The organism is Mycobacteroides chelonae CCUG 47445 (assembly GCF_001632805.1).
Lineage (GTDB): Bacteria > Actinomycetota > Actinomycetes > Mycobacteriales > Mycobacteriaceae > Mycobacterium > Mycobacterium chelonae.
Genome location: NZ_CP007220.1, coordinates 3,695,271 through 3,715,004 on the forward strand (window position 1 = coordinate 3,695,271; position 19,734 = coordinate 3,715,004).

Here is a 19,734-nt window from a genome sequence, read left to right on the forward strand (position 1 = left end):
GGCGATTCTGTGAGGCGACGCACATGGACATCAAGATTGAGACCCCCTTCGGTGGCAGCGCGAGATTCACCAAGCTCGACCGCGAGCCATCCCCCGGTGGTGACGAGCCCCAGCACACGTTCACCGTCGGAGACCTACGACCGCGAGTCCGGGCGCTCTTGGTGTTGTGCATCGCCATCGACGGCACGATCGTGTTGTGGCTGGCCGCCAAGAACGCCACGTTGACCCAGAACGCGTGGGATCTGCTGGGCACCGCGCTGCTCCTTGCCATCGGCATCACCTGCGCACTGGCGATCGGGGTGATTGTGAAATACCGGCACAGTTCGGTGCTCACCCCCCTGGCCAGCCAGGTATTCGTCATCTGCCTCGCCGCCTATGTCTGGCTGCTCGACCTGCGTAGTCCCGCAAGCCAACTAGGGGGCATCACAGGAGTCGCGCTGGCATTGGGCGCCGTCGCCCTGTGCTGGGTGCTGCATCTGAGCCGGTACGCGGCGGGCGCCCTGACCAGAACCGGCATCGCCGTCGTCGCACTGTTCCCCCTCATTGGGTTGGTGCAGTTCTGGATTCAGAACGAGTACATGACGCACAGTTCGCTTCCGCTGATAGACGTGCAGACCGAGTTGACGCCAGTGGGCTCGACCGGCCCCATCATCCACGTCCTGGCCAAGACCACGTACCACAACCGTGGATCGTTTCGCGTCGACGTCCCGGCCAGCCTGACCCGCGTCGTCGTCTATCCCAAGGGCACACCCTCAGAACCCCCTACACCCGAGATCGTGGCCGGGCACCTGAACGCACTCGGGAGCCAGTTCGGGGACTATCGCGAAACTCCGGCGATGCCCGCCCAGGCGCGACTAATCTATGCCGGCTCCTCCGGCGGGTCCGGCGGGGCGTTCCTGGCCCCCGGATCGACGAACCAGGGCAGCACCATCATCGATATCGATTCCCGGACCGTCCGGTTGGCGGTTATCAAGGTCACCCTGATCGCCGTCACCCACCGATCGGTGAAGGAAACACGCACCTGCTATCCCCCGCAGGTCGCACTCGGCGAGAACGTCATCGGCTTCCTCCGGGAATCAACCCTGGTCCACGATTTCCTGGGCGGCAAGGCGTTGTGTACCGAAACCCAGTTCGCGTCCCGCGGCGTCATCGAGGAACTGGTTTCCGATCACCCCGTGTTGCGGATCTTCACCATGGTGCACGCCTCTGGGGCAACCACGCCGATATTGCTGCCGTTCTTCGGCACCCAGGAATCGCTGGACAATCCGCTATCGAGCACGAAGGCGTCGACGATCATCGAAAACGCCAACCCCTCAGGCATGTTCGGCTCATCTGCCGAGTACGCGCCGTCGGACGCCGATGTGCGGCCGAGTCCCTAGACGTCCGAGGAGTACCGGATGCCACCGTCGGGAATGGTGATTCCGGGCCACACCCGAGCGCCACGTAACAGCTCGCACCGCGCACCGATATCGGCCCCGTCACCGATCACACCGTCACGCACCAGCGCGCGCGGACCGATGCGGGCACCGAACCCGATGATCGAGCGTTCCACCACCGCGCCCGCCTCGATGCGGGCACCGTCGAAGACGACCGCACCGTCAAGCCGTGCCCCGGGACCGATTTCAGCTCCGCGACCCACCACGGTGCCACCGATCACCAGCGCGCCCGGTGCCACCGAGGCGCCATCGTGCACCAGAGCCTCACCCGGATGTTCGGGGATCGCTGGTGAGGGCGCGATACCGCGCACCAGGTCCGCCGAGCCGCGCACGAAGTCCTCGGGAGTTCCCATATCGCGCCAGTAGCTCGTGTCCACGTATCCACATACCTTGGCACCACTGCTCAGCAGTCCTGGAAAGACTTCTCGCTCAACCGAGACCGGCCGCCCGGCAGGGATCCGTTCGATCAGCTCGCGCCGGAACACGTAACACCCGGCGTTGATCTGGTCGGTGGGCGGATCTTCGGTCTTCTCCAGGAATGCGGTCACGCGGCCCGTGGAATCGGTGGGCACACAACCAAAAGCGCGCGGGTCGCCGACCCGCACCAGGTGCAGCGTCAGGTCGGCCTGGGTCTGCTCATGCTGCGCGAGAAGGTCTTTCAAGTCCAAGCCGGACAACACATCGCCGTTGAACACCAGGGCGGTGTCGTGGCGCAGATGGTCCAGCACATTCCGGATGGCTCCACCGGTACCCAGCGGTTCGGTTTCGGTGACATACGTGATCGACAGGCCCAGCTTGGATCCGTCGCCGAACTCCGACTCGAAGACCTCGGCTTTGTAGGAAGTCCCGAGCACCACATGATCGATCCCGGCCGCGGCGACCCGCGACAACACATGCGTCAGGAAGGGGAAGCCGGCGATCGGCAGCATCGGCTTGGGCGCCGAGAGCGTCAGTGGACGCAGCCGGGTGCCCTGCCCTCCCACCAAGATGACGGCATCGGCTTTCACATGGTCAGACATATCACCCTCCTTGCTTGTCCCGGCGCCGGTTGGCGCGGATGGCCGCGCGCACCACGATCGCAGATCGAGCCGCCAGTGCGCCCCGAATGCTCCAACGCAACGGTGCCTGCCACCAATGCGGGTGCCGGTCTGATTGATAGATGTAGACGCTGTCGTGGTGCGCGGTGAGGCTGCGCGCCGGGTCGCGACCGGCCGCATGACCTTTCGCATGCACGACCTCCGAGCTCGGCGCATACACGTTCTGCCAGCCCGCACGTGCCAGCCGGTCTCCGAGATCAACGTCCTCCATGTACATGAAGTACCGCGTGTCGAACCCGCCGATGGCATCGAAGGCCTTGCGCCGCAGCAGCAGGCACGATCCCGAGAGCCATCCCACGATGCGCTCGGACGGCTCCATCCGATCCTGGCGATACGCCGCGGTCCATGGATTGGTGGGCCACACCGATCCCAGCAGTGCGTGAAGCGCACCCCCCGCGAGCGACGGCACCACTCGCGCCGAGGGATACACCGAACCATCGGGCTCACGAATAAGCGGACCCAGCGCGCCCGCGGCGGGCCAGCGCTGCGCAACCTCAAGCAGCGCATCGATGCTTCCCGGGCCCCACTGCACGTCGGGGTTCGCGATCACAATCCATTCGGCTTCCGGATCAACCTGCGCCACCCCAAGGTTGGCGGCCTTCCCGTAGCCGACATTGCCCCCGGTGCGCAGCAGCTCGACATCGGGCTCCTCGGCGGCCACTTCGGGCGCCCCGTCGGTGGAACCGTTATCGGCCAGGATCAACCGCAGCGGGCGATCGGTGGCGTGGCGCAGCGTTCTGAGGAAGCGATGGAGATGCTCGCCAGGCGAGTACGTCACCGTCACCACGGCGATCTGCTCGAGCGGCACCGACGAGCCACTCGGGCGATGAGGATCAGGCACGGTGCTTGAGGGTACCTACCCCTGGTGTGTGGCCAGCGCCTCAGCCAACGCGTCGCGCCACGGACGCAGCGGTGCCAGACCCACCTCGGCCCACAGATCGCCGTCAAGTGCCGTGTACACCGGCCGGGGCGCTGCGCTCGGAAAATCGACGGACAGGCAGGGCTGCAGACGCGAGGTATCCGCCCCGACCAGCTCGAACACGGCCTTCGCCCAGTCGAACCGGTTCACCGCTCCACCCCCCGCCGCATGCAGCAACGGTTCGCGGACGTCGGAGGCCGCGAGGTTCAACAATGCCTCGGCAAGGTCTGCGGCGTAGGTCGGAGAGCCGGTCTGATCGGTGACCACCCGCACCGGGCCGTCCCCCGCGGCCAATCGCCGCATGACCCCGACGAAATCCCCGTTGACGCCGGTATAGACCCACGCCGTGCGCACCACCTGCGCTGTCGGTAGGGCATCGTGCACGGCCCGTTCTCCGGCGACCTTGGTGCGCGCGTACACACCGGCCGGAGCCGTGGCGTCACCTGGTCGGTACGGGCGTGGGTTGGCATCACCGAACTCACCGCTGAACACGTAATCGGTGGAGATATGGATCAATCTGGCGCCAACCTCGCGACACGCCTGGGCCACCCGGGCAGGACCTTCGGCATTGACCGCGTACGCCCTGGCCTCGTCGCTTTCCGCGGCATCCACGGCGGTGTACGCGGCGCAGTTGATCACGGTGTCCCCTGCAGCAACCACACCGTCGGGCACGCCGTCGCGGGTAATATCCCAATCAGCCGAGTTCAGGGCGCGGACAGGGAGGGCGCGAAGCGCGGCACGGGCAATCAGATGGGTGCCGAGCTGACCGCCCGCTCCGGTGATAACAAGCACACCGAGAGTCTGGCACGCCGACTTCGCTTCCGAGGGATGAGAGCCACCCCGACGTAGCCTTGACGAGGCTTGAGACTCGTTGCCCGGCGAACGCCCGGCCCGGAAAAGAAACGGATCACCGTGACCGACCCTCACGCTCCTCGCGCGAGCGGCTCGTCGCAGACGGAGACGCCGCGCCCTCTGTGGCGGGGTATTGCGACGCTCGCCGCCGTCGCCGTCATGGTGGTCACCGGCGCCGCCTGGGGAAAGATCGGCAACATCGATCCGAACATCGCCCGGTTCGATCTGCCTGGTCTGTTCGGCAATGCCGGAAGGCCCGATGACGGCGCGATCGACATTCTGATGGTGGGCGTCGACAGTCGCAGCGACGCACACGGCAATCCGCTCTCGCAGGACGAGCTGTCCATGCTGAGGGCCGGGGACGAGACCGCCACCAATACCGACACCATCATCCTCATCCGCATCCCCAGCAACGGAAAATCCGCAACGGCGATCTCCATCCCCCGCGACTCCTATGTCACCGTCCCGGATGGCAGCAAGGGAAAGATCAACGGCGTCTACGGCGAAGCCAAAGAGAACGACCGTCAGAAACGCGTTGAATCCGGCGAGACACTGGAAGCCGCCGAACGCGAATCCGTCGACGCCGGGCGTTCGGCGCTCACCCAGACCGTGGCCAAGCTGACCGGCGTCACCGTCGATCGCTACGCCGAGGTCAGCATGCTCGGATTCGTGCTGATGACCAACGCGCTCGGTGGTGTCGACGTGTGCCTGAACGAGGCTGTGTACGAACCGATGTCGGGAGCCGACTTTCCCGCCGGTCCGCAGACACTCGATGGCCCCAACGCATTGAGTTTCGTGCGACAACGCCACGATCTGCCGCGCGGTGACCTCGATCGTGTGGTCCGCCAGCAGGTGGTGATGTCGTCACTGGCGCACTCGGCGCTCTCCGGGGGCACGCTCACCAACCCCTCCACGCTGGGCAAGCTGCGCGATGCGATCACGCGCACCGTGGTGCTCAGTGAGGGATGGGACGTCATGGACTTCATCAAGCAGCTACAGAAGCTGTCCGGGGGCAACGTGGCATTCGCGACCATTCCCATTCTGCGTGAGGATGGTTGGACCGAGGATGGCACCCAAAGTGTCGTGAAGGTCGATCCCGATCAGGTGCGCAGTTGGGTATCCGGTTTGCTGGACCAGCAGGCCCAGGGCAAGACCGAAGAGGCCACCTATTCCAAGGACCAGACGATCGCCGACGTCGTCAATGAGACCCAGATCAACGGCCTGGCCGCTGCAGTGTCGGAACTGTTGGTGGGCAAGGGATTCACCGCAGGCAAGGTGGGCAACAACGAGGCCGAGCATGCCGGCAACAGCCAGGTTCAGGCCGCGGAGTCGGACGACGTGGGCGCCAAGGCAGTGGCCGAGGCGTTGGGATTGCAGGTAGTGCAGAAACCGGGCCTGGCCGAGCACACCGTGCGCGTGGTGCTGTCCAACGACTACCACGGCCCGGGATCTGGCCGTGAGACCACACCTGCCGCCTCGGATACCGGCTCCTCCACCGAAGAAGAGGCAGCGCCCCCGCCCCCGTCGCCGATTTTCACGGCGGCCAACGGCCCGCGTTGCGTCAACTGATGGATCTCACCTCCCTGCTGCTGGGCGATGCGAACAACCCAGCCCCCCGGGTCACCTATTACGACGACGCCTCCGGCGAACGCATCGAACTCTCGACGGTGACGCTGGCCAACTGGGCCGCCAAGACCGCCAACATGTTGCGTGACGAATTCGGTGCCGGACCCGGGTCCACGGTCGCGGTGCGGCTGCCCGCACATTGGCAGACAGCGGGCGTACTGCTTGGAATCTGGTGGGCCGGAGCCGAAGTGGTGCTCGGCGGCGAGGACAGTGCCGACGTGGCGTTCTGCACGCTTGGCGACGAACCGGATGCCGACGAGGTGTGCGTGCTGTCGCTTGATGCGTTCGGGCGCCCCGTACCGGACCTGCCGCTGGGATTGACCGACTATTCGACGGCAGTCCGGGTACACGGCGACCGGTTCTCACCCGCCGGTGCCGGTCCCGCCCTGAACGGCCGCAACGTCGGGGACGTTGCCGCTGCCGCACGGGAAAGTGCCACGGCGCAAGGCATCACGGCCGAGGATCGGGTGCTGGGCACCGGCTCCTGGGACAGCCCGGACAAGCTGATCGAGAATCTGCTGGCAGTGCTCATCGCCGGAGCCTCTCTGGTGCAGGTGGCCAATCCGGACCCGGGCGCGCAAGAACGCCGGGTCACCTCCGAAAAGGTCACCCGTACGCGGCCGTGATCGGGGTACCGTCAAAAGCCAAAGAAGGACCGCGCGTCCACAGTTAGGCATTCAACTGCAATTAGACGTTACGGGCACTTCGATGTCAGTCAACACAAGCAATGGGGGTACGGAAATTGATCAACGGCTCAAGAACGTGGCGACTCGCAGCTCCAATGCTCGGAACAACCGCATCTACCTGCTCTTTAGGTGTCGCAATAAACTACGCCACAAGCAGTGCCGCATCCGCAATCTCATGGATATTCGTTGGTCTCGCCACCCTTGCAGGCTTCGGAACGTCAATGTGGCTCTATCACAAAGCGAAGGAGCCCAAGAGTGACGAACCTGGTCGTCATCATGCGGGTGTTCACCTATCTGATGTCAAAGCAACAAGTTTAGATATCAAAGATGTTGTGACGTCCGGGTCAGGCGTCACAGTCGACCGATCCCGTTTCAGCGATGGTATTCACATCAGTCGGGTCACCACGAAGGAACATGATTCGCAGCACCCTATCGAGGCGCGGCGGCCTCTGTAACAGGCCCCGCGCCTTCCCCAGAATTACCAAGCCTACCAATAGGACTTCGGAATGTAACAGCCCACAATCTGTCAATCACTGCCGTCATCGAGCATCACGCTCATAGGTTCCATCCAGAAAATCGTGTAATAGTCGGAGAAATTCCACGAGCATCGGCGCATCTAGTCACGCGAGATGAGTCAAGGACACTTTCAAGCGCCCTCAAGGAGTCAACAACCACAGTCCTTCATGGAATGCGTGGAACGGGAAAGACTCAGATAGCAGCGGCATTATGTCGAGCGAACATCTTGGAGGGATACAGCCTCGTTGGATGGATAAACGCAGACACTTACGAGAACGCATGCAGTAGCCTTACTGAACTCGCAACAAAACTGGGGATTGCTGACCCTAATGGAGACCCAGATATTTCGGCCAGAAACCTAAAAAATTATCTGGCGGTGCGAGAAGAGGCAGGGCTTCTAGTCTTCGACAACGCAATTGATCCCGATAGCATTCGAAAGCTCCTACCAGCTACAGGCCGCACAAGCATTGTTATCACCACTACCAACAGAGACTTCGAGCCCCTGGGCGAGCCCATAAAAGTTGAAAGTTTCAAACACGCACAAGCTATTCGCTATCTTCTAGATTGCACTGGCTTGGCCGACAAAAAAGGCGCGGCTTCCATAGCTATTGAGCTTGATGGTCATCCACTAGCCTTGTCGGCAGCAGCATCAACCATTCACCGAAGGCACCTCCACTTTGCCGAGTATCTGCGAATGCTCAAGAGCAAAAAACTACCGTCTCTGCTAAACCGACGGGCTGGTCACGAGTATCCGATACCCGTAGTACAAGCCATTTTGTTGTCAATCGAAGCCGTTGAAGCAGGCGACGATGACATGGACAGCAAGGCGATACGTCACCTATTGGGCCTAATCGCAATGCTTTCACCGGGTGGCGTCTACAGGTGGGCCCTACCAAACGACGGCATAGCAGATGACTCCATCCTTGAATGGTGCGATAGAAGTTCATTGTTATCATGGTCAACGACGGGTGGTTCGCTGCGAATGCATCGTCTAGTCGGCCGAGTGATACGTGAACGTGCTAATTCAGAAAATACAGAAGAAGAGCTGGTAATTCGCGCATTGGAAGCTCTCGGCCCTTTTCTCTTTGACTTTAATGAAGCATGGAGCCAACGCAACAAAGGCACACACATCGTTGAGCAGATTGAGGCAATCTGGGCGACTGGACTACCTCAAACTACAAACATCGACACCTGGACTAAAGCCATTGCAGCAAGAATCTGGTCGGTAGTCTTCTTAACAGAATCAGCCAGTTTAGAGCGATCTACAGCAATTGGTGGTGAAGTAGTGAAGGACTGCGTCAATAAACTTGGCCCAGATCACCTGCACACCATATTTGCAAAGGCCTGCCTCGGGCGGGCTTACATATACGCCATGCTTCCTGAGCAGGCTATCCATTCACTCGAAGCCGCATTCGACTCTGCGGTGAAGACGTGCGGCCCACAATCCCCAGACACTTTAACACTGCGCAATATGTTGGCGAGCGCATACAAACTTTCTGGTCAGGTCGACAAAGCGATTCAAATATTTGAGGAGAACCTAGAAAATCGCAAACGAATCCTTGGCTTAAAGCATCCAGAAACTCTGACTTCTCAAAGTGACCTCGCTATCACTTATGCACTTACCGGCAGGCTGACTGATGCAATCAAATTGGCCGAGCAAACGATCCAATGTTGCAAACACACTTGGGGGCAGGACCATCGAGGAACCCTCACGGTGCTTAACAACCTTGCGACTATCATGGTTGCCGCCGGCAGACCACAAGATGCGATTTTAATTCATAAAGCTAATCTTGAAGACCGTACCCGCACACTGGGTCTGGACCATCCCGATACTCTCGTTTCTTACAGCAATCTTGTGAATACATATAGAAGAGCAGGAAATCTCAATGCCGCATTAGATCTCGCTAATACCACCGTAGAAGAATGTCGAACAATACTCGGCCCGGACCACCCGTATACGCTAATAGCACTTGATAATCTCGCCGATATCTACAGTGCAATCGGCAGATACGACGAGTCGATCCAGTTATTTCAAGATAATCTTGCAACTCGAGAGCGAACTCTTGGGCCCGACAATCCCGAGACATTCACCTGCCGAAACAACCTCGCGAATGCATTTAAACTCAAAGGAAACCTGCCAGAGGCGATGGCGGCACACACTCAGACTCTGATCTCTAGGGAACGCGTACTTGGCGATCGCCATCCAGATACTATCGCCTCTCGTAACAACGTTGCCACCATCTACGAGTCAGCAGGACAAATTGTTATCGCCATCGAGCTCTACACGGCCGCCCTTGACCATGCGACTGAAGTTCTCGGCGCAGCCCACCCAGACTGCATGACTATTCGACACAACCTTGCCAGCGCACACTACAGCTCCAGAAATTTCAGCACGGCAGTTGAGCTCAGTACCGCGCTCCTCACCGACCGTGAGCGCATTCTAGGGAAAGATCATCCAGATACACTAGTTTCAGGGGGGAGCCTCGCTAACTGCCTTTTTCTCCACGGTGACGCTACGAGAGCCATTGACCGTTCCCGAGCCACGCTATCAACCTGCGAACACGCACTGAGCTCTGACCATCCGATTACTCTAATGAATAGAAACAACCTTGCCTGGATGCTTGCCCGCTCCGGACAGCCGGCCGAAGCAACAACATTGTTTGAGGATAATCTCGTTAGCTACGTTCGAGCCTTCGGTCCGGCGCATCAGGAGACTATTCAAAACCGGACTAATACTGCAGAGTTTTTCATTACAACTGGCCGAGGTGACAGAGCCAAAGAACTGCATGCGGAGAATGCTGCTCATTGCCCACAAGGGACCGATCTTGATATCTAGCCACCCTCCATTCCAACCTTGCCTCTTAAAGACGCGGGCTAGGAACCAAGCAGGGCGCGGGTCATCACCACGCGCTGAATCTGGTTGGTGCCCTCGTAGATCTGGGTGATCTTGGCATCGCGCATCATCCGCTCCACCGGGAAGTCGGTGGTGTACCCGGCGCCGCCGAACAGCTGCACGGCATCGGTGGTGACCTCCATGGCCACATCGGAGGCGAAGCACTTCGAGGCCGAGGAGATGAAGCCCAGGCTCTTCTCGCCGCGCTCGGCACGAGCCGCCGCGGTGTACACCAGCAGGCGGGCGGCCTCGACCTTCATCGCCATATCGGCGAGCATGAACTGCACACCCTGGAAGTCGCTGATGGACCGGCCAAACTGCTTGCGGTCCTTGGTGTACGCAATCGCGGCGTCGAGCGCACCCTGCGCGATCCCGAGGGCCTGCGCGCCGATGGTGGGCCGGGTGTGATCGAGCGTCTCCAGCGCGGTCTTGAAACCGGTGCCCGGCTGGCCGATGATCCGGTCGCCCGGAATCCGGCAGTTCTCGAAGTACAGCTCCGCGGTGGGCGAGCCCTTGATACCCAGCTTGTGCTCCAGCGGGCCGACCGTGAAACCCTCGTCGTCCTTGTGCACCATGAAGGCCGAGATGCCGTGCGCCTTCTTCTCGGGATCGGTCACTGCCATCACGGTGTACCAGGAAGACTTGCCACCGTTGGTGATCCAGCACTTGCTGCCATTGATGATCCAGTCATCGCCGTCCGCCTTGGCACGAGTGCGCATGCTGGCCGCGTCGCTGCCGGCCTCGCGCTCGGACAGCGCGTAAGAGGCCATGGCCTCGCCGCTGGCGATGGATGGCAAAACCTGCTTCTTGAGCTCGTCGGAGCCGCTGAGGATCAGCCCCATGGTGCCGAGCTTGTTGACGGCGGGGATCAACGACGACGACGCGCAGACCCGGGCCACCTCTTCGATGACGATGCAGGCGGCCACGCTATCGGCGCCCTGACCGTCGTACTCCTCGGGAACGTGCACGGCATTGAAGCCCGAGGCGACCAGCGCATCGAGGGCCTCCTGGGGGAACCGGGCCTTCTCGTCGACATCCTTGGCGTAGGGAGCGATCTCTTTTTCAGCCAGGCCACGGATCGCCGCACGCAACTCGTCATGCTCTTCTGCCAGCTTGAACAGGTCAAACGACGGGTTTCCAGCCATCACAGCCTCCAGGATCGAACAGTTAGTCGCCGTTAACTGTACGTCACGGTCAATTTAGTCGCCTAATAGTCTGCGCCGCAGCGCCTCATCCTTCTCCAAAACGGTTGCTTCCATGCTCGCTTGGAAGGCAACCACCTTGTCCCGCAGCGTCGTGTCGGAGACCCCCAGGATGCGCGCGGCCAGCAGCCCGGCGTTGCGGGCTCCACCGATCGACACCGTCGCGACGGGCACACCCGCAGGCATCTGCACGATGGACAGCAGGGAGTCCAGACCATCCAGCCGCGCCAGCGGCACCGGAACGCCGATGACCGGCAACGGGGTGGCCGAGGCCACCATGCCGGGCAGATGCGCGGCCCCGCCTGCCCCGGCGATGATCACCTGGATGCCCCGGTCGGCGGCCGTCTGTGCGTACTCCAGCATGCGCGCCGGGGTGCGGTGTGCCGAGACAACGCCCACCTCAAAGGGAATTGCGAACTCTGCCAAAGCATTCGCGGCATCCGACATCACCGACCAGTCACTGTCGCTGCCCATGATCAGGCCGACCCGTGCACTCACTATTCAGCGTCCTCTCATCGTCGCGCAGTCGCTTATCAGCGCCTTCGCCTCTTCGCGCAAGCTCATCAGTGCCTCCGCTTCTTCGCGCAAGCGCTCATCAGTGTGTCGCTTGCCATCCGTCGGTCCATACCGCGTGCGAGAGCCAGTGCGCGGCACGCTCTGCACGCTCGCGCACCTCGGCCACATATTGCGGATCGGCCGGCGAACCATCCGCGCGGCCTTGGATGTTCACATGCCCGAGCTTGCGGCCCGCACGCTCGCCCTTGCCGTACAAGTGCACCTTCGCCTCCGGGATGCGGCCCATCAAATGGTGCATCCGTTCATCAAGTGACATTGCGGGCGTCTCAGCTGCACCCAACACATTGGCCATGACGGTCACCGGAGCCAGCGGTTCGGTGGAGCCGAGCGGGTAGTCGAGCACGGCGCGCAGATGCTGCTCGAATTGCCCGGTCCGCGCGCCGTCCATGCTCCAATGCCCGGAGTTGTGTGGTCGCATGGCCAGTTCATTGACCAGCAATCGGCCGTCATTGGTTTCAAATAGTTCCACCGCCAGGCATCCGGTCACACCGAGCTCGGTGGCGATCCGCAGCGCCAGCTGCTCGGCCTCCATCGCCCGTTCTTCGGGCAGCTCGGGTGCCGGCGCGATGACGACCGCACAAATCCCATCCCGCTGAACGGTTTCCACCACAGGCCAGGCGGCACCCTGCCCGAACGGTGAGCGGGCCACCATCGCCGACAGCTCACGGCGCATGTCGACACGTTCCTCGGCAAGCAGGTCCACACCCGCCGCCAGCTGCTCGGCGGCCACCGCGCGCGCCTCATCCAGATCGTCGGTGATCCACACGCCGCGGCCGTCGTATCCGCCCCGCACCGCCTTCAGCACCACCCGGCTGCCCGTCTCCGCGGCAAACCGCTCGACGTCGGCGACGGTCCTGATATCGGCGAATCCGGGCACCGGAGCCCCGATGCTCTTCAATTTGCGTCGCATGAACGTCTTGTCCTGCGCGTAGATGAGCGCCGACGGCGGTGGCTGCACATTGACGCCCTCGCCCTGCAGGGTCTCCAGGAACGCGGTGGGGACGTGTTCGTGGTCGAAGGTGAGCACGGTGGCCCCCTTCGCCGCGCGGCGCAGATCATCAAGATCGGTATGCGAACCGAATACGACATCGGGGGTGACTTGAGCCGCCGGCTCATCGGCGGCATGTGCCAGCACCCGCAGTGTCTGACCCAGCGCGATCGACGCCTGATGGGTCATCCGGGCCAGCTGACCACCACCGATCATGGTGACGACGGGAGTTTCGGGCACAGACATATGTTGTCATGCTGGCCACACGGCCCCGCCGGAACGGTCCGTCTCAGCCGTCGTCAGCAGCCAGGATCAGGCGATCACGTACACGCCCGTACCCACATGAGGTCTGCGGACCGCTTCGCACTGCCATGCCATCTTCCGTACACTCGCCATTTGTGTCTTTCGCCGATGCCACCATCGCCCGGCTGCCCCGGTTCATCCGGCCTGTCGCCGAGCGGCACCACGAGCTGATCAAGTTCGGCATCGTCGGAGCCACCACGTTCATCATCGACTCCGGTATCTTCTACGCACTCAAGCTGACGATCCTGGAGCCCAAACCACTCACCGCGAAGATCATCTCCGGCATCATCGCCGTCATCGCCTCCTACATCCTCAACAGGGAATGGAGTTTCCGGGACCGCGGCGGCCGGGAACGGCACCACGAGGCGCTGCTGTTCTTCGCGGTCAGCGGCATCGGCGTGCTGATCGCCATGCTTCCGCTGTGGGTGTCGAGTTACATCTTTGAGCTGCGCGTGCCCAACGTCAGCCTGACGGTCGAGAACATCGCCGACTTCATCAGCGCGTACCTCATCGGCAACCTGCTGCAGATGGCGTTCCGGTTCTGGGCGTTCCGCCGCTGGGTGTTTCCCGACGAATTCGGGCGCCACGGCGAGACTCCGGTGGCTTTCGTCTCGGTCGATGTGGACGACGACGGATCAGGCGCCGACCCGGAAAACGTCACTCCGTTGCACCCACCCACAGGGCTGCCCAACAGCACCACCGTGCATCACGGGACCGAAGTCGGCCGCGGCTTGTACGGCTCAGCGCATCACGTGGCGGGTGGCCGTTCGCGGCCGCGCCCGGTGGAGCGGCTGTCGCCCTCCTCCGAACCGAGGGTGTCAAAAACCTCGTGATATAGCAGCGAGTGGACGTATTCCACTCGCGGTATCTCGTGAAACTCCAACGGATCTTGCGATGCCGACTCGATGATCAGGGTGCCGGTGCGCAGAATCCTGTCCACCAAGCCGTGCCGGAACTCGACGCTGTTGACACGCGCCAACGGGATATCGATTCCCGAACGGCTCAGTAGTCCGTGACGGAACATCACGCGCCGGTCGGTGATCACGAAATGCGTGGTCAGCCAGTTCAAGAATGGCCATACACTCAGCCAGCCGACCAGCACCAGCCAGACAACACCGATCGCGATCATCACCACGTTCTTCGCGGTGGGCTGCCAGTCGGTGTTATCGACCATTGCGGCGATGAAGGCCGCCGCGCCGGTGGACAGAATCAACACCAGGGCCGGGCCGATCAGTCGCTTCCAATGTGGATGGCGGTGCAACACCACCTGCTCGTCGTCGGCGAGTACGTTCTCCGGATACCCCACGTGCAGCGACTTTACTGGTCGCTCAGCGGGCGCAGATGCGTAATGTCGCCCGCCGTCACCGCGGTGACGGTGCCGTCTGCGGCCTCGATACGGAGCTGTCCATCGTTACCGAGCCCAACGGCTACGCCGATCAGTTCACGCTCGCCCGGCAGCTCGGCCCGCACCCGCGCTCCCAGGGTGACACTGCGGGCACGGTAGTCCTCCAACAGCTGCTCATCGACTCCCCTCGCGGTGCGCCAATGCTCGATGCGGCCCCCGAGTTCACGCAGCACCGCTCGCGCCAGCTCGTTGCGATCCGGATTGGCCCAGCCCAGGATCGCCAGGGACGTCGCGTTGGGGTCGGGCAGCTCATGTTCGGTGAAGGTGGCGTTGAGTCCGAGGCCGAGCACGATGGCCAACTGCGGCGTCGCGACCTCTGCCAGGATCCCGCACAGCTTGCGCCCCTCCACCAGCACATCGTTGGGCCACTTGAGCCCGGCCTGGATACCCGAGACCTCGGCGACCGCGTCGACGATCGCCACTCCGGCCAGCAGCGGCACCAATCCCCACCGATCCGGTGGCACCTCACCGACTCCTATGCCCACCGACATCGATAGCTGCGTGCGCGCGGGCGCGCCCCAGTTGCGGCCGTGACGCCCCCGGCCGGCGGTCTGGTGTTCGGCCAGCAGCACGACACCGTCGATGTCCTCCCCCGCCGTGGCGCGTGCCACCAGATCGGCGTTGGTGGATCCGGTTTCGTCGACGACGTCGATGCGGCGCCACTGTCCGCCGGGGCTGTCGGTGAGGGTGAGTCTGTCCGAGGTCACACGCTCAGCCTAGGGCTCTCAGCGCGACGCCGTGGCGGCCCGCTCGGCAAGATTTTCTTCGACCTCGTGCACCCACACCCCGTGGGCATGCGTGGTGTCCACCTCGATCTCGAAACGTTCTGTCATGTCCGGGGTGACATCTGCCAGATCCACGTAGAACTGCTCGTACCAGCGCCGGTGTTGATAGACGGCACCGTCCTCCTGAGTGAGTAACGGATTGTCTACCCGCGTCTTGTTCTTCCAGATTTCGACATCCTCCAGGAATCCGTCGCCGAATGATCTGGCCATCGCGGCGGCGAGCTTACGCGCGTTATCCGGCGGCAGATCGGGCATCTCCTGGATGGCCACACCCCATTGCAGCACGAAAGAATCGTGCGTCACCGGATAGTGGCAGTTGATAAGCGCCACTTCGACGGTGAATCCGGGACCGAGGTCGTTGTGAATCCAGTCGATCATGTATGCCGGGCCGAAATATGTGGCCTCCGAGCGCACACCCGTTCCTTCCCAAAGCTTTTCGGGGTTAGGAACAAAGTCGGGCCGCGGTTTGGACTCCATGAACTGGCTGGCGGTCTGGCCCTCGATGACGTTCTTGAAGTACGTCGGATAGGCGTGATGGATATAGAAGAAGTGCGCCATATCCACGTTGTTGTCGACGATCTCGCGGCAATGCGATCCCTCGATATGGATCGAGTTCCATTGCCATGATGACCATTTACCTTCCGCATAGCCTTCGATCGCCGGCGGGCTGAGCTCGGGCGGTGGCGCAGACCCCTCCGGGTCATGCCACACCAGCAGCTGACCGTTCACCTCAAGAGTGGGCCAGCTGCGAGTGCGCGCGAGTTTCGGGGTGCGCTTGGCATACGGAACCAGCGCGCACTTACCGTCGCCGCCCCAACGCCAGTCGTGGAATGGGCACGCGATGTTGTCGCCCTTGATGGTGCCCTGCGACAAATCACCGCCCATGTGACGGCAGTATCCGTCCAGCACCTTGATCTCACCGTGCGAGTCGGCGAACACCACCAACTTCGTACCGAACGCCTCGATGCCATGCGGCTCACCGTCATGGAACGACTCGGCCAGTCCCAGGCAATGCCACCCCCGGGCAAACCGGGTCATCACTGTGCCGCTGTCGATTTCGCGAATCATTTCGTCAGTCATCGGGGGCTGTCCTTTCGCTGACTCGTCTTCAATACTGCGCTCTACAGCAGCCGTTGTCGCCCATATGCCGTGAATTGAGCATCGAGTGCGGTTTTGTCATCCGCACTCATCCGCCGATACACCGGCGTACCCCTTCCCTCCCAACGGAACACGGATTCATCGGTATGCCAGCGCTGCGCTTGCAGCTCGCGCTTGAGCACCTTGTTGGAGCCCGTTACCGGCAGGTTCGCCGATACCCGCAGGAAACGTGGAATTCCCTTGCCACCCAGGTCCTCCTGCCTCGCGAGGTACTCGGTGAATCCGTCCACATCGAACGCCTCTGGATTGGCCACCTCGATGGACGCCATCACCTGATCACCCGAACGCGGATCGGGTACCGCATAGGCGCCTGCCGCGATCACGGCCGGGTGGCGCCGCAGCACCCGCTCGATGGTCAGCGCCGACGTGTTCTCACCGTCGACCCGGATCCAGTCACCGCGACGCCCCGCGAAGTAGATGAACCCGGCGGCATCGAGATAGCCGAGGTCACCGGTCCAGTACCACCCGTTGCGAATGCGGTCGGCATCCGCGTCGTCGTTCTTGTAGTAGCCCTCGAACCCGCGCCGCCCCTGCTTGTCGACAATCTCGCCGACCGCGTCATCGGCATTGAGCACACGTCCATGCTCATCGAAAACTGCTGCAACACAATCTTGTAGCGTCTCCGGGTCGACGATCACCACACCCTCGTGCGCCGGGCGCCCCAGCGCGCCGGACGGCGCGCCGGGATCGAGCACCACGGCTCCCCCGCCCTCGCTGGATCCATAACCTTCGAACAGCTCCGCACCGAATCGTCGTCGGAACTCGGCCTGATCCTCCGGCGAAGCCTCGGTGCCGAATCCGCGCACCAGCGGGTTCTCGGCATCGTCGGGTTGCTCCGCGGTGGCCAACAGATATCCGAGTGCCTTACCGACATAGGTGAAGAACGTCGCGCCGAAGTACCGGACGTCGGGCAGAAAGCGTGACGCCGAGAAGGTGGGAATCAAGCAGACCGTGGCGCCATTGGCCAGCGCCGGAGCCCACAGCGCCATCAACGCATTCCCGTGGAACAGCGGCATGCAGCAGTAGTCGACATCGCCGCGGTGATGTCCGAATTTGCCGGTGGCCAGGTGCGCGATCTGCGCCAGACGGCCCTGACTGCATTTCACCGCCTTGGAAGCACCCGTGGTGCCGGAGGTGAACAGCAGCAGGAGCAGCGACTGCGCACCCACTCCATGGGAAACCGATGCCGCAGTGCGATTCTCATCGATCTGCGCCAGGTATTCGGGCGTGTCGATCACCAGAAACCGGTCCATCGTCAGACCCAGCTCGAGATCCCGTAACCGGTCGAGATTGCGGGTGTCGGTGACAATCAGCTGGCAATCGGTATGACGAATCTCGGCGGCCATTTCGACGGGCCCTCGAGTGGGATTGATACCCACGATGGTGGCGCCGGCCAGCGCGGCACCGCCCAGCCAGAAGATGAAGTCGGGAACGTTCTCCAACAGGATCCCGATGTGGAAGGGTCCCTCGGCCCGCAGCTTCTGCGCGAGTTCGCTCCGTGCGCCGGACTCGCCGACCACTTCATCCCATGTCCAGTCGCGGTCGCGGGTCCGGAGCCCCAGATGTCTGTCGCCGACCCGGTCCAGGAGCATGGCAGCGATATCGGCCCGAGGAGTGGACTCACGAGTCATAGCGCCGATGATGCGCCTTTCAGATCCCGATACTCCTGCGGTAACTCTTCGGGGGCAAGCTTGGTAATGCTCACCGGCCCCGAGTGATACGAGTCCTCACCTTCGATGAAGCCGTCGGCGTCGACCGGCCACAGCACCAACTGACGGAATACCAACAAGTAGTCGGCGCCGGGGTCCTCGATCGGGAAGCCCATGCTCTGCGCGACCGCACCGGGATAGATCTGTTTGAGGAATCCCTCGGTGACAACGCAATTGTCGTCGACGAGAAGCCGATCCATCTCGAATTCCATGACGCTCATTCGCCCCTGAACCAGCCCCGCGTAGTAGGTGCGCACGCCGTCGCGGCCCTTGGGCCCGAAATCCTGCCCGTCCATCCAGAAGTGATAGTTCGGATTCGCGCTCAGAGTGTCGATCAGTCCGTCGAGATCGGCATCGCGCTCCAGCCTCATGTGATGCAGCACGGCGCCCAGCACCACCCGGTGCCGCTCGTTTTCCGTTGCGGCAAGCCGCTTTTCGACCAGCTCCCAGGTCCGTTCGGTGTCGATGACTGCCATGGGTCAATGGTGTCCGCTCGCACCTGCGGTGTCACCCGACAGCCGTCGAGAAATATCGGCGACGTGCCCGACATGTGGCGGCTGCCCGCCCGATAACTCCGCGGTGGACAGCGATATCCGCCGCACCATCAGCACGAAGGTGGCCAGGAATCTGTCCATCGGATCGTCGAGGTCCCACCCCATCAGCTGCTCGACATGCTGAATACGGGCGGCAACGGTGCTGTGATGCACATGCAGTTCGGCAGCCGTGCGGCGCAGCGTGCCGAACTGGCAGAGCGCCTCTAGGGTGTCGACCTCGACGGCACCGGCCGGCGTGGACGCGATCTGATCGATCCGCACTACGTCGTCGACCTCGCGTAGCCGCTCCGGTGGGATGTCCGCTAGCACCTCCAGCAGGCGGAGCCGCTCGTACGCGATGGCACGCCGCCCGAAGCCGGTGGAGGACGCAAAGCGCAGCGCGCGCTGTGCCTGACTCCATGACGTCGGCGCCTCGATGACGGCGACGCTGGATCCGATCCCGATCCAGGGGCCCGGCACCGCTCGGGGCGATGCCGGGAACTCGCCGACTATCACCGTGTCCAGGTGATCCGACAATGCCTTGGTGTCCTCGCTCGCCTGGCATATCAGGGCTCCGACCCGCCCGATGGTCGCCCCGTGGATCACCCGGTTCGGCAGCGCCCTGGCAAGCAGCTGCCGCGCATCCGCCGGTGCGGAGATCGCCAACACCCGCAGCTCCCGTGCGTCATCCAGACCAAGAAGGCGCGGCGCGCGCACCCGATCCTCGGGTCGCGAACCGCCGGACAACAGCACTTCGACCAGCGCTGGATCGTCCATATGCAGGGCGGCTGGTACGGCATCCGGCACAGATCGGCGCAGGACGTGGTGCAGCCGGTGCAACAGGAACTCGTCGGTGGATCGGGCCGGACCCTCGCGTTCCAGCCATACCGTGGGCTCGGCGTCCTCGGACCACCGGACACCGACCGGACACTCGGCCAGTTCCGCCGCCGAACGCACCGCGACCTCCGCGTCGGCCCCCTCGAGCTGGTCGAAACGGGACACGATCGTGAACACCAGGTCGGCATCCAGCGCAGGCAGTTTGTCCATCTC

General features: G+C 62.6%; 16 protein-coding genes and 1 pseudogene. 5 read left to right on the top strand and 12 right to left on the bottom strand.

From position 1 onward, the window contains the following. The first annotated feature begins 23 nt into the window (after positions 1-23). Positions 24-1,379, top strand: coding sequence for a hypothetical protein (locus tag BB28_RS18090; RefSeq protein ID WP_046254510.1), 1,356 nt, complete (start codon positions 24-26; stop codon positions 1,377-1,379). Here BB28_RS18090 and manB read toward each other — a convergent pair. The 3 genes from manB to rfbD all read right to left on the bottom strand — a co-directional run bounded on the left by manB (position 1,376) and on the right by rfbD (position 4,244). Beyond that, on the bottom strand, positions 1,376-2,455 hold the full coding sequence (gene manB, locus BB28_RS18095) for a mannose-1-phosphate guanylyltransferase (protein ID WP_046254511.1): 1,080 nt from the start codon (positions 2,453-2,455) through the stop codon (positions 1,376-1,378). The two genes, BB28_RS18090 and manB, sit on opposite strands and share 4 nt — an antisense overlap. A gap of 1 nt (position 2,456) precedes the next feature. Then, positions 2,457-3,320, bottom strand: a complete 864-nt coding sequence (locus tag BB28_RS18100) for a glycosyltransferase family 2 protein (RefSeq protein WP_046255953.1) — start codon at positions 3,318-3,320, stop codon at positions 2,457-2,459. Positions 3,321-3,389: 69 nt separating this feature from the next. Next, on the bottom strand, positions 3,390-4,244 hold the full coding sequence (rfbD, locus tag BB28_RS18105; protein ID WP_046254512.1) for a dTDP-4-dehydrorhamnose reductase: 855 nt from the start codon (positions 4,242-4,244) through the stop codon (positions 3,390-3,392). Positions 4,245-4,364: 120 nt separating this feature from the next. Between rfbD and BB28_RS18110 the strand changes: the two genes are divergently transcribed. The 3 genes from BB28_RS18110 (at position 4,365) to BB28_RS24700 (ending at position 9,968) form a co-directional block, all read left to right on the top strand. After that, the gene (locus tag BB28_RS18110) at positions 4,365-5,873 is read left to right on the top strand and encodes an LCP family protein (protein WP_046254513.1); all 1,509 of its coding nucleotides are present in this window, start codon (positions 4,365-4,367) and stop codon (positions 5,871-5,873) included. Continuing rightward, positions 5,870-6,556, top strand: a complete 687-nt coding sequence (locus BB28_RS18115) for a TIGR03089 family protein (protein WP_109550577.1) — start codon at positions 5,870-5,872, stop codon at positions 6,554-6,556. Before BB28_RS18110 ends, BB28_RS18115 begins: the two co-directional genes overlap by 4 nt. Before the next feature lie 748 nt (positions 6,557-7,304). Next, positions 7,305-9,968 (top strand): tetratricopeptide repeat protein, encoded by a 2,664-nt coding sequence (locus tag BB28_RS24700; RefSeq protein WP_075874156.1) that lies wholly within the window; start codon positions 7,305-7,307, stop codon positions 9,966-9,968. A gap of 38 nt (positions 9,969-10,006) precedes the next feature. Here BB28_RS24700 and BB28_RS18120 read toward each other — a convergent pair whose 3' ends face one another. The 3 genes from BB28_RS18120 to BB28_RS18130 all read right to left on the bottom strand — a co-directional run bounded on the left by BB28_RS18120 (position 10,007) and on the right by BB28_RS18130 (position 13,031). Further along, positions 10,007-11,170, bottom strand: a complete 1,164-nt coding sequence (locus tag BB28_RS18120) for an acyl-CoA dehydrogenase (protein WP_030096887.1) — start codon at positions 11,168-11,170, stop codon at positions 10,007-10,009. 54 nt (positions 11,171-11,224) lie between these two features. Further along, positions 11,225-11,725, bottom strand: a complete 501-nt coding sequence (purE, locus tag BB28_RS18125; RefSeq protein ID WP_030096886.1) for a 5-(carboxyamino)imidazole ribonucleotide mutase — start codon at positions 11,723-11,725, stop codon at positions 11,225-11,227. A gap of 97 nt (positions 11,726-11,822) precedes the next feature. Continuing rightward, a complete protein-coding gene (locus BB28_RS18130; RefSeq protein WP_109550576.1) occupies positions 11,823-13,031 on the bottom strand; it encodes a 5-(carboxyamino)imidazole ribonucleotide synthase in 1,209 nt (402 codons plus the stop codon). 158 nt (positions 13,032-13,189) lie between these two features. On the opposite strand from BB28_RS18130, the gene BB28_RS18135 reads away from it, so the two are divergent. Next, a complete protein-coding gene (locus tag BB28_RS18135) occupies positions 13,190-13,927 on the top strand; it encodes a GtrA family protein (protein ID WP_046254516.1) in 738 nt (245 codons plus the stop codon). Here BB28_RS18135 and BB28_RS18140 read toward each other — a convergent pair. The 6 genes and pseudogenes from BB28_RS18140 to BB28_RS18165 form a co-directional block, all read right to left on the bottom strand. Beyond that, entirely contained in the window at positions 13,843-14,400 is a 558-nt protein-coding gene (locus tag BB28_RS18140) for a PH domain-containing protein (protein ID WP_046254517.1), read from the bottom strand. The genes BB28_RS18135 and BB28_RS18140 overlap by 85 nt on opposite strands. Before the next feature lie 11 nt (positions 14,401-14,411). Continuing rightward, entirely contained in the window at positions 14,412-15,206 is a 795-nt protein-coding gene (locus BB28_RS18145) for a biotin--[acetyl-CoA-carboxylase] ligase (protein WP_046254518.1), read from the bottom strand. A gap of 18 nt (positions 15,207-15,224) precedes the next feature. Further along, entirely contained in the window at positions 15,225-16,364 is a 1,140-nt protein-coding gene (locus BB28_RS18150) for a 3-ketosteroid-9-alpha-monooxygenase, oxygenase component (RefSeq protein ID WP_046254519.1), read from the bottom strand. A 41-nt stretch (positions 16,365-16,405) separates the two neighbouring features. Beyond that, positions 16,406-18,073 (bottom strand): steroid-22-oyl-CoA synthetase, encoded by a 1,668-nt coding sequence (casI, locus tag BB28_RS18155; protein ID WP_046254520.1) that lies wholly within the window; start codon positions 18,071-18,073, stop codon positions 16,406-16,408. Next, positions 18,070-18,627 carry a nuclear transport factor 2 family protein gene (locus BB28_RS18160; RefSeq protein WP_046254521.1) on the bottom strand — a complete coding sequence of 186 codons (558 nt, stop codon included), beginning with the start codon at positions 18,625-18,627 and terminating at the stop codon, positions 18,070-18,072. Before BB28_RS18160 ends, casI begins: the two co-directional genes overlap by 4 nt. A gap of 84 nt (positions 18,628-18,711) precedes the next feature. Next, positions 18,712-19,731: pseudogene (locus BB28_RS18165) on the bottom strand (PucR family transcriptional regulator); the annotation flags it as partial. Positions 19,732-19,734 lie beyond the last annotated feature (3 nt).

What these genes read in the sequence shown, in the direction of transcription:
- BB28_RS18160 (WP_046254521.1), bottom strand. Translation starts at nt 18,627, where the DNA reads ATGGCAGTCATCGACACCGAACGGACCTGGGAGCTGGTCGAAAAGCGG.
- BB28_RS18090 (WP_046254510.1), top strand. Translation starts at nt 24, where the DNA reads ATGGACATCAAGATTGAGACCCCCTTCGGTGGCAGCGCGAGATTCACC.
- BB28_RS24700 (WP_075874156.1), top strand. Translation starts at nt 7,305, where the DNA reads ATGCGTGGAACGGGAAAGACTCAGATAGCAGCGGCATTATGTCGAGCG.
- BB28_RS18150 (WP_046254519.1), bottom strand. Translation starts at nt 16,364, where the DNA reads ATGACTGACGAAATGATTCGCGAAATCGACAGCGGCACAGTGATGACC.
- manB (WP_046254511.1), bottom strand. Translation starts at nt 2,455, where the DNA reads ATGTCTGACCATGTGAAAGCCGATGCCGTCATCTTGGTGGGAGGGCAG.
- BB28_RS18120 (WP_030096887.1), bottom strand. Translation starts at nt 11,170, where the DNA reads ATGGCTGGAAACCCGTCGTTTGACCTGTTCAAGCTGGCAGAAGAGCAT.
- casI (WP_046254520.1), bottom strand. Translation starts at nt 18,073, where the DNA reads ATGACTCGTGAGTCCACTCCTCGGGCCGATATCGCTGCCATGCTCCTG.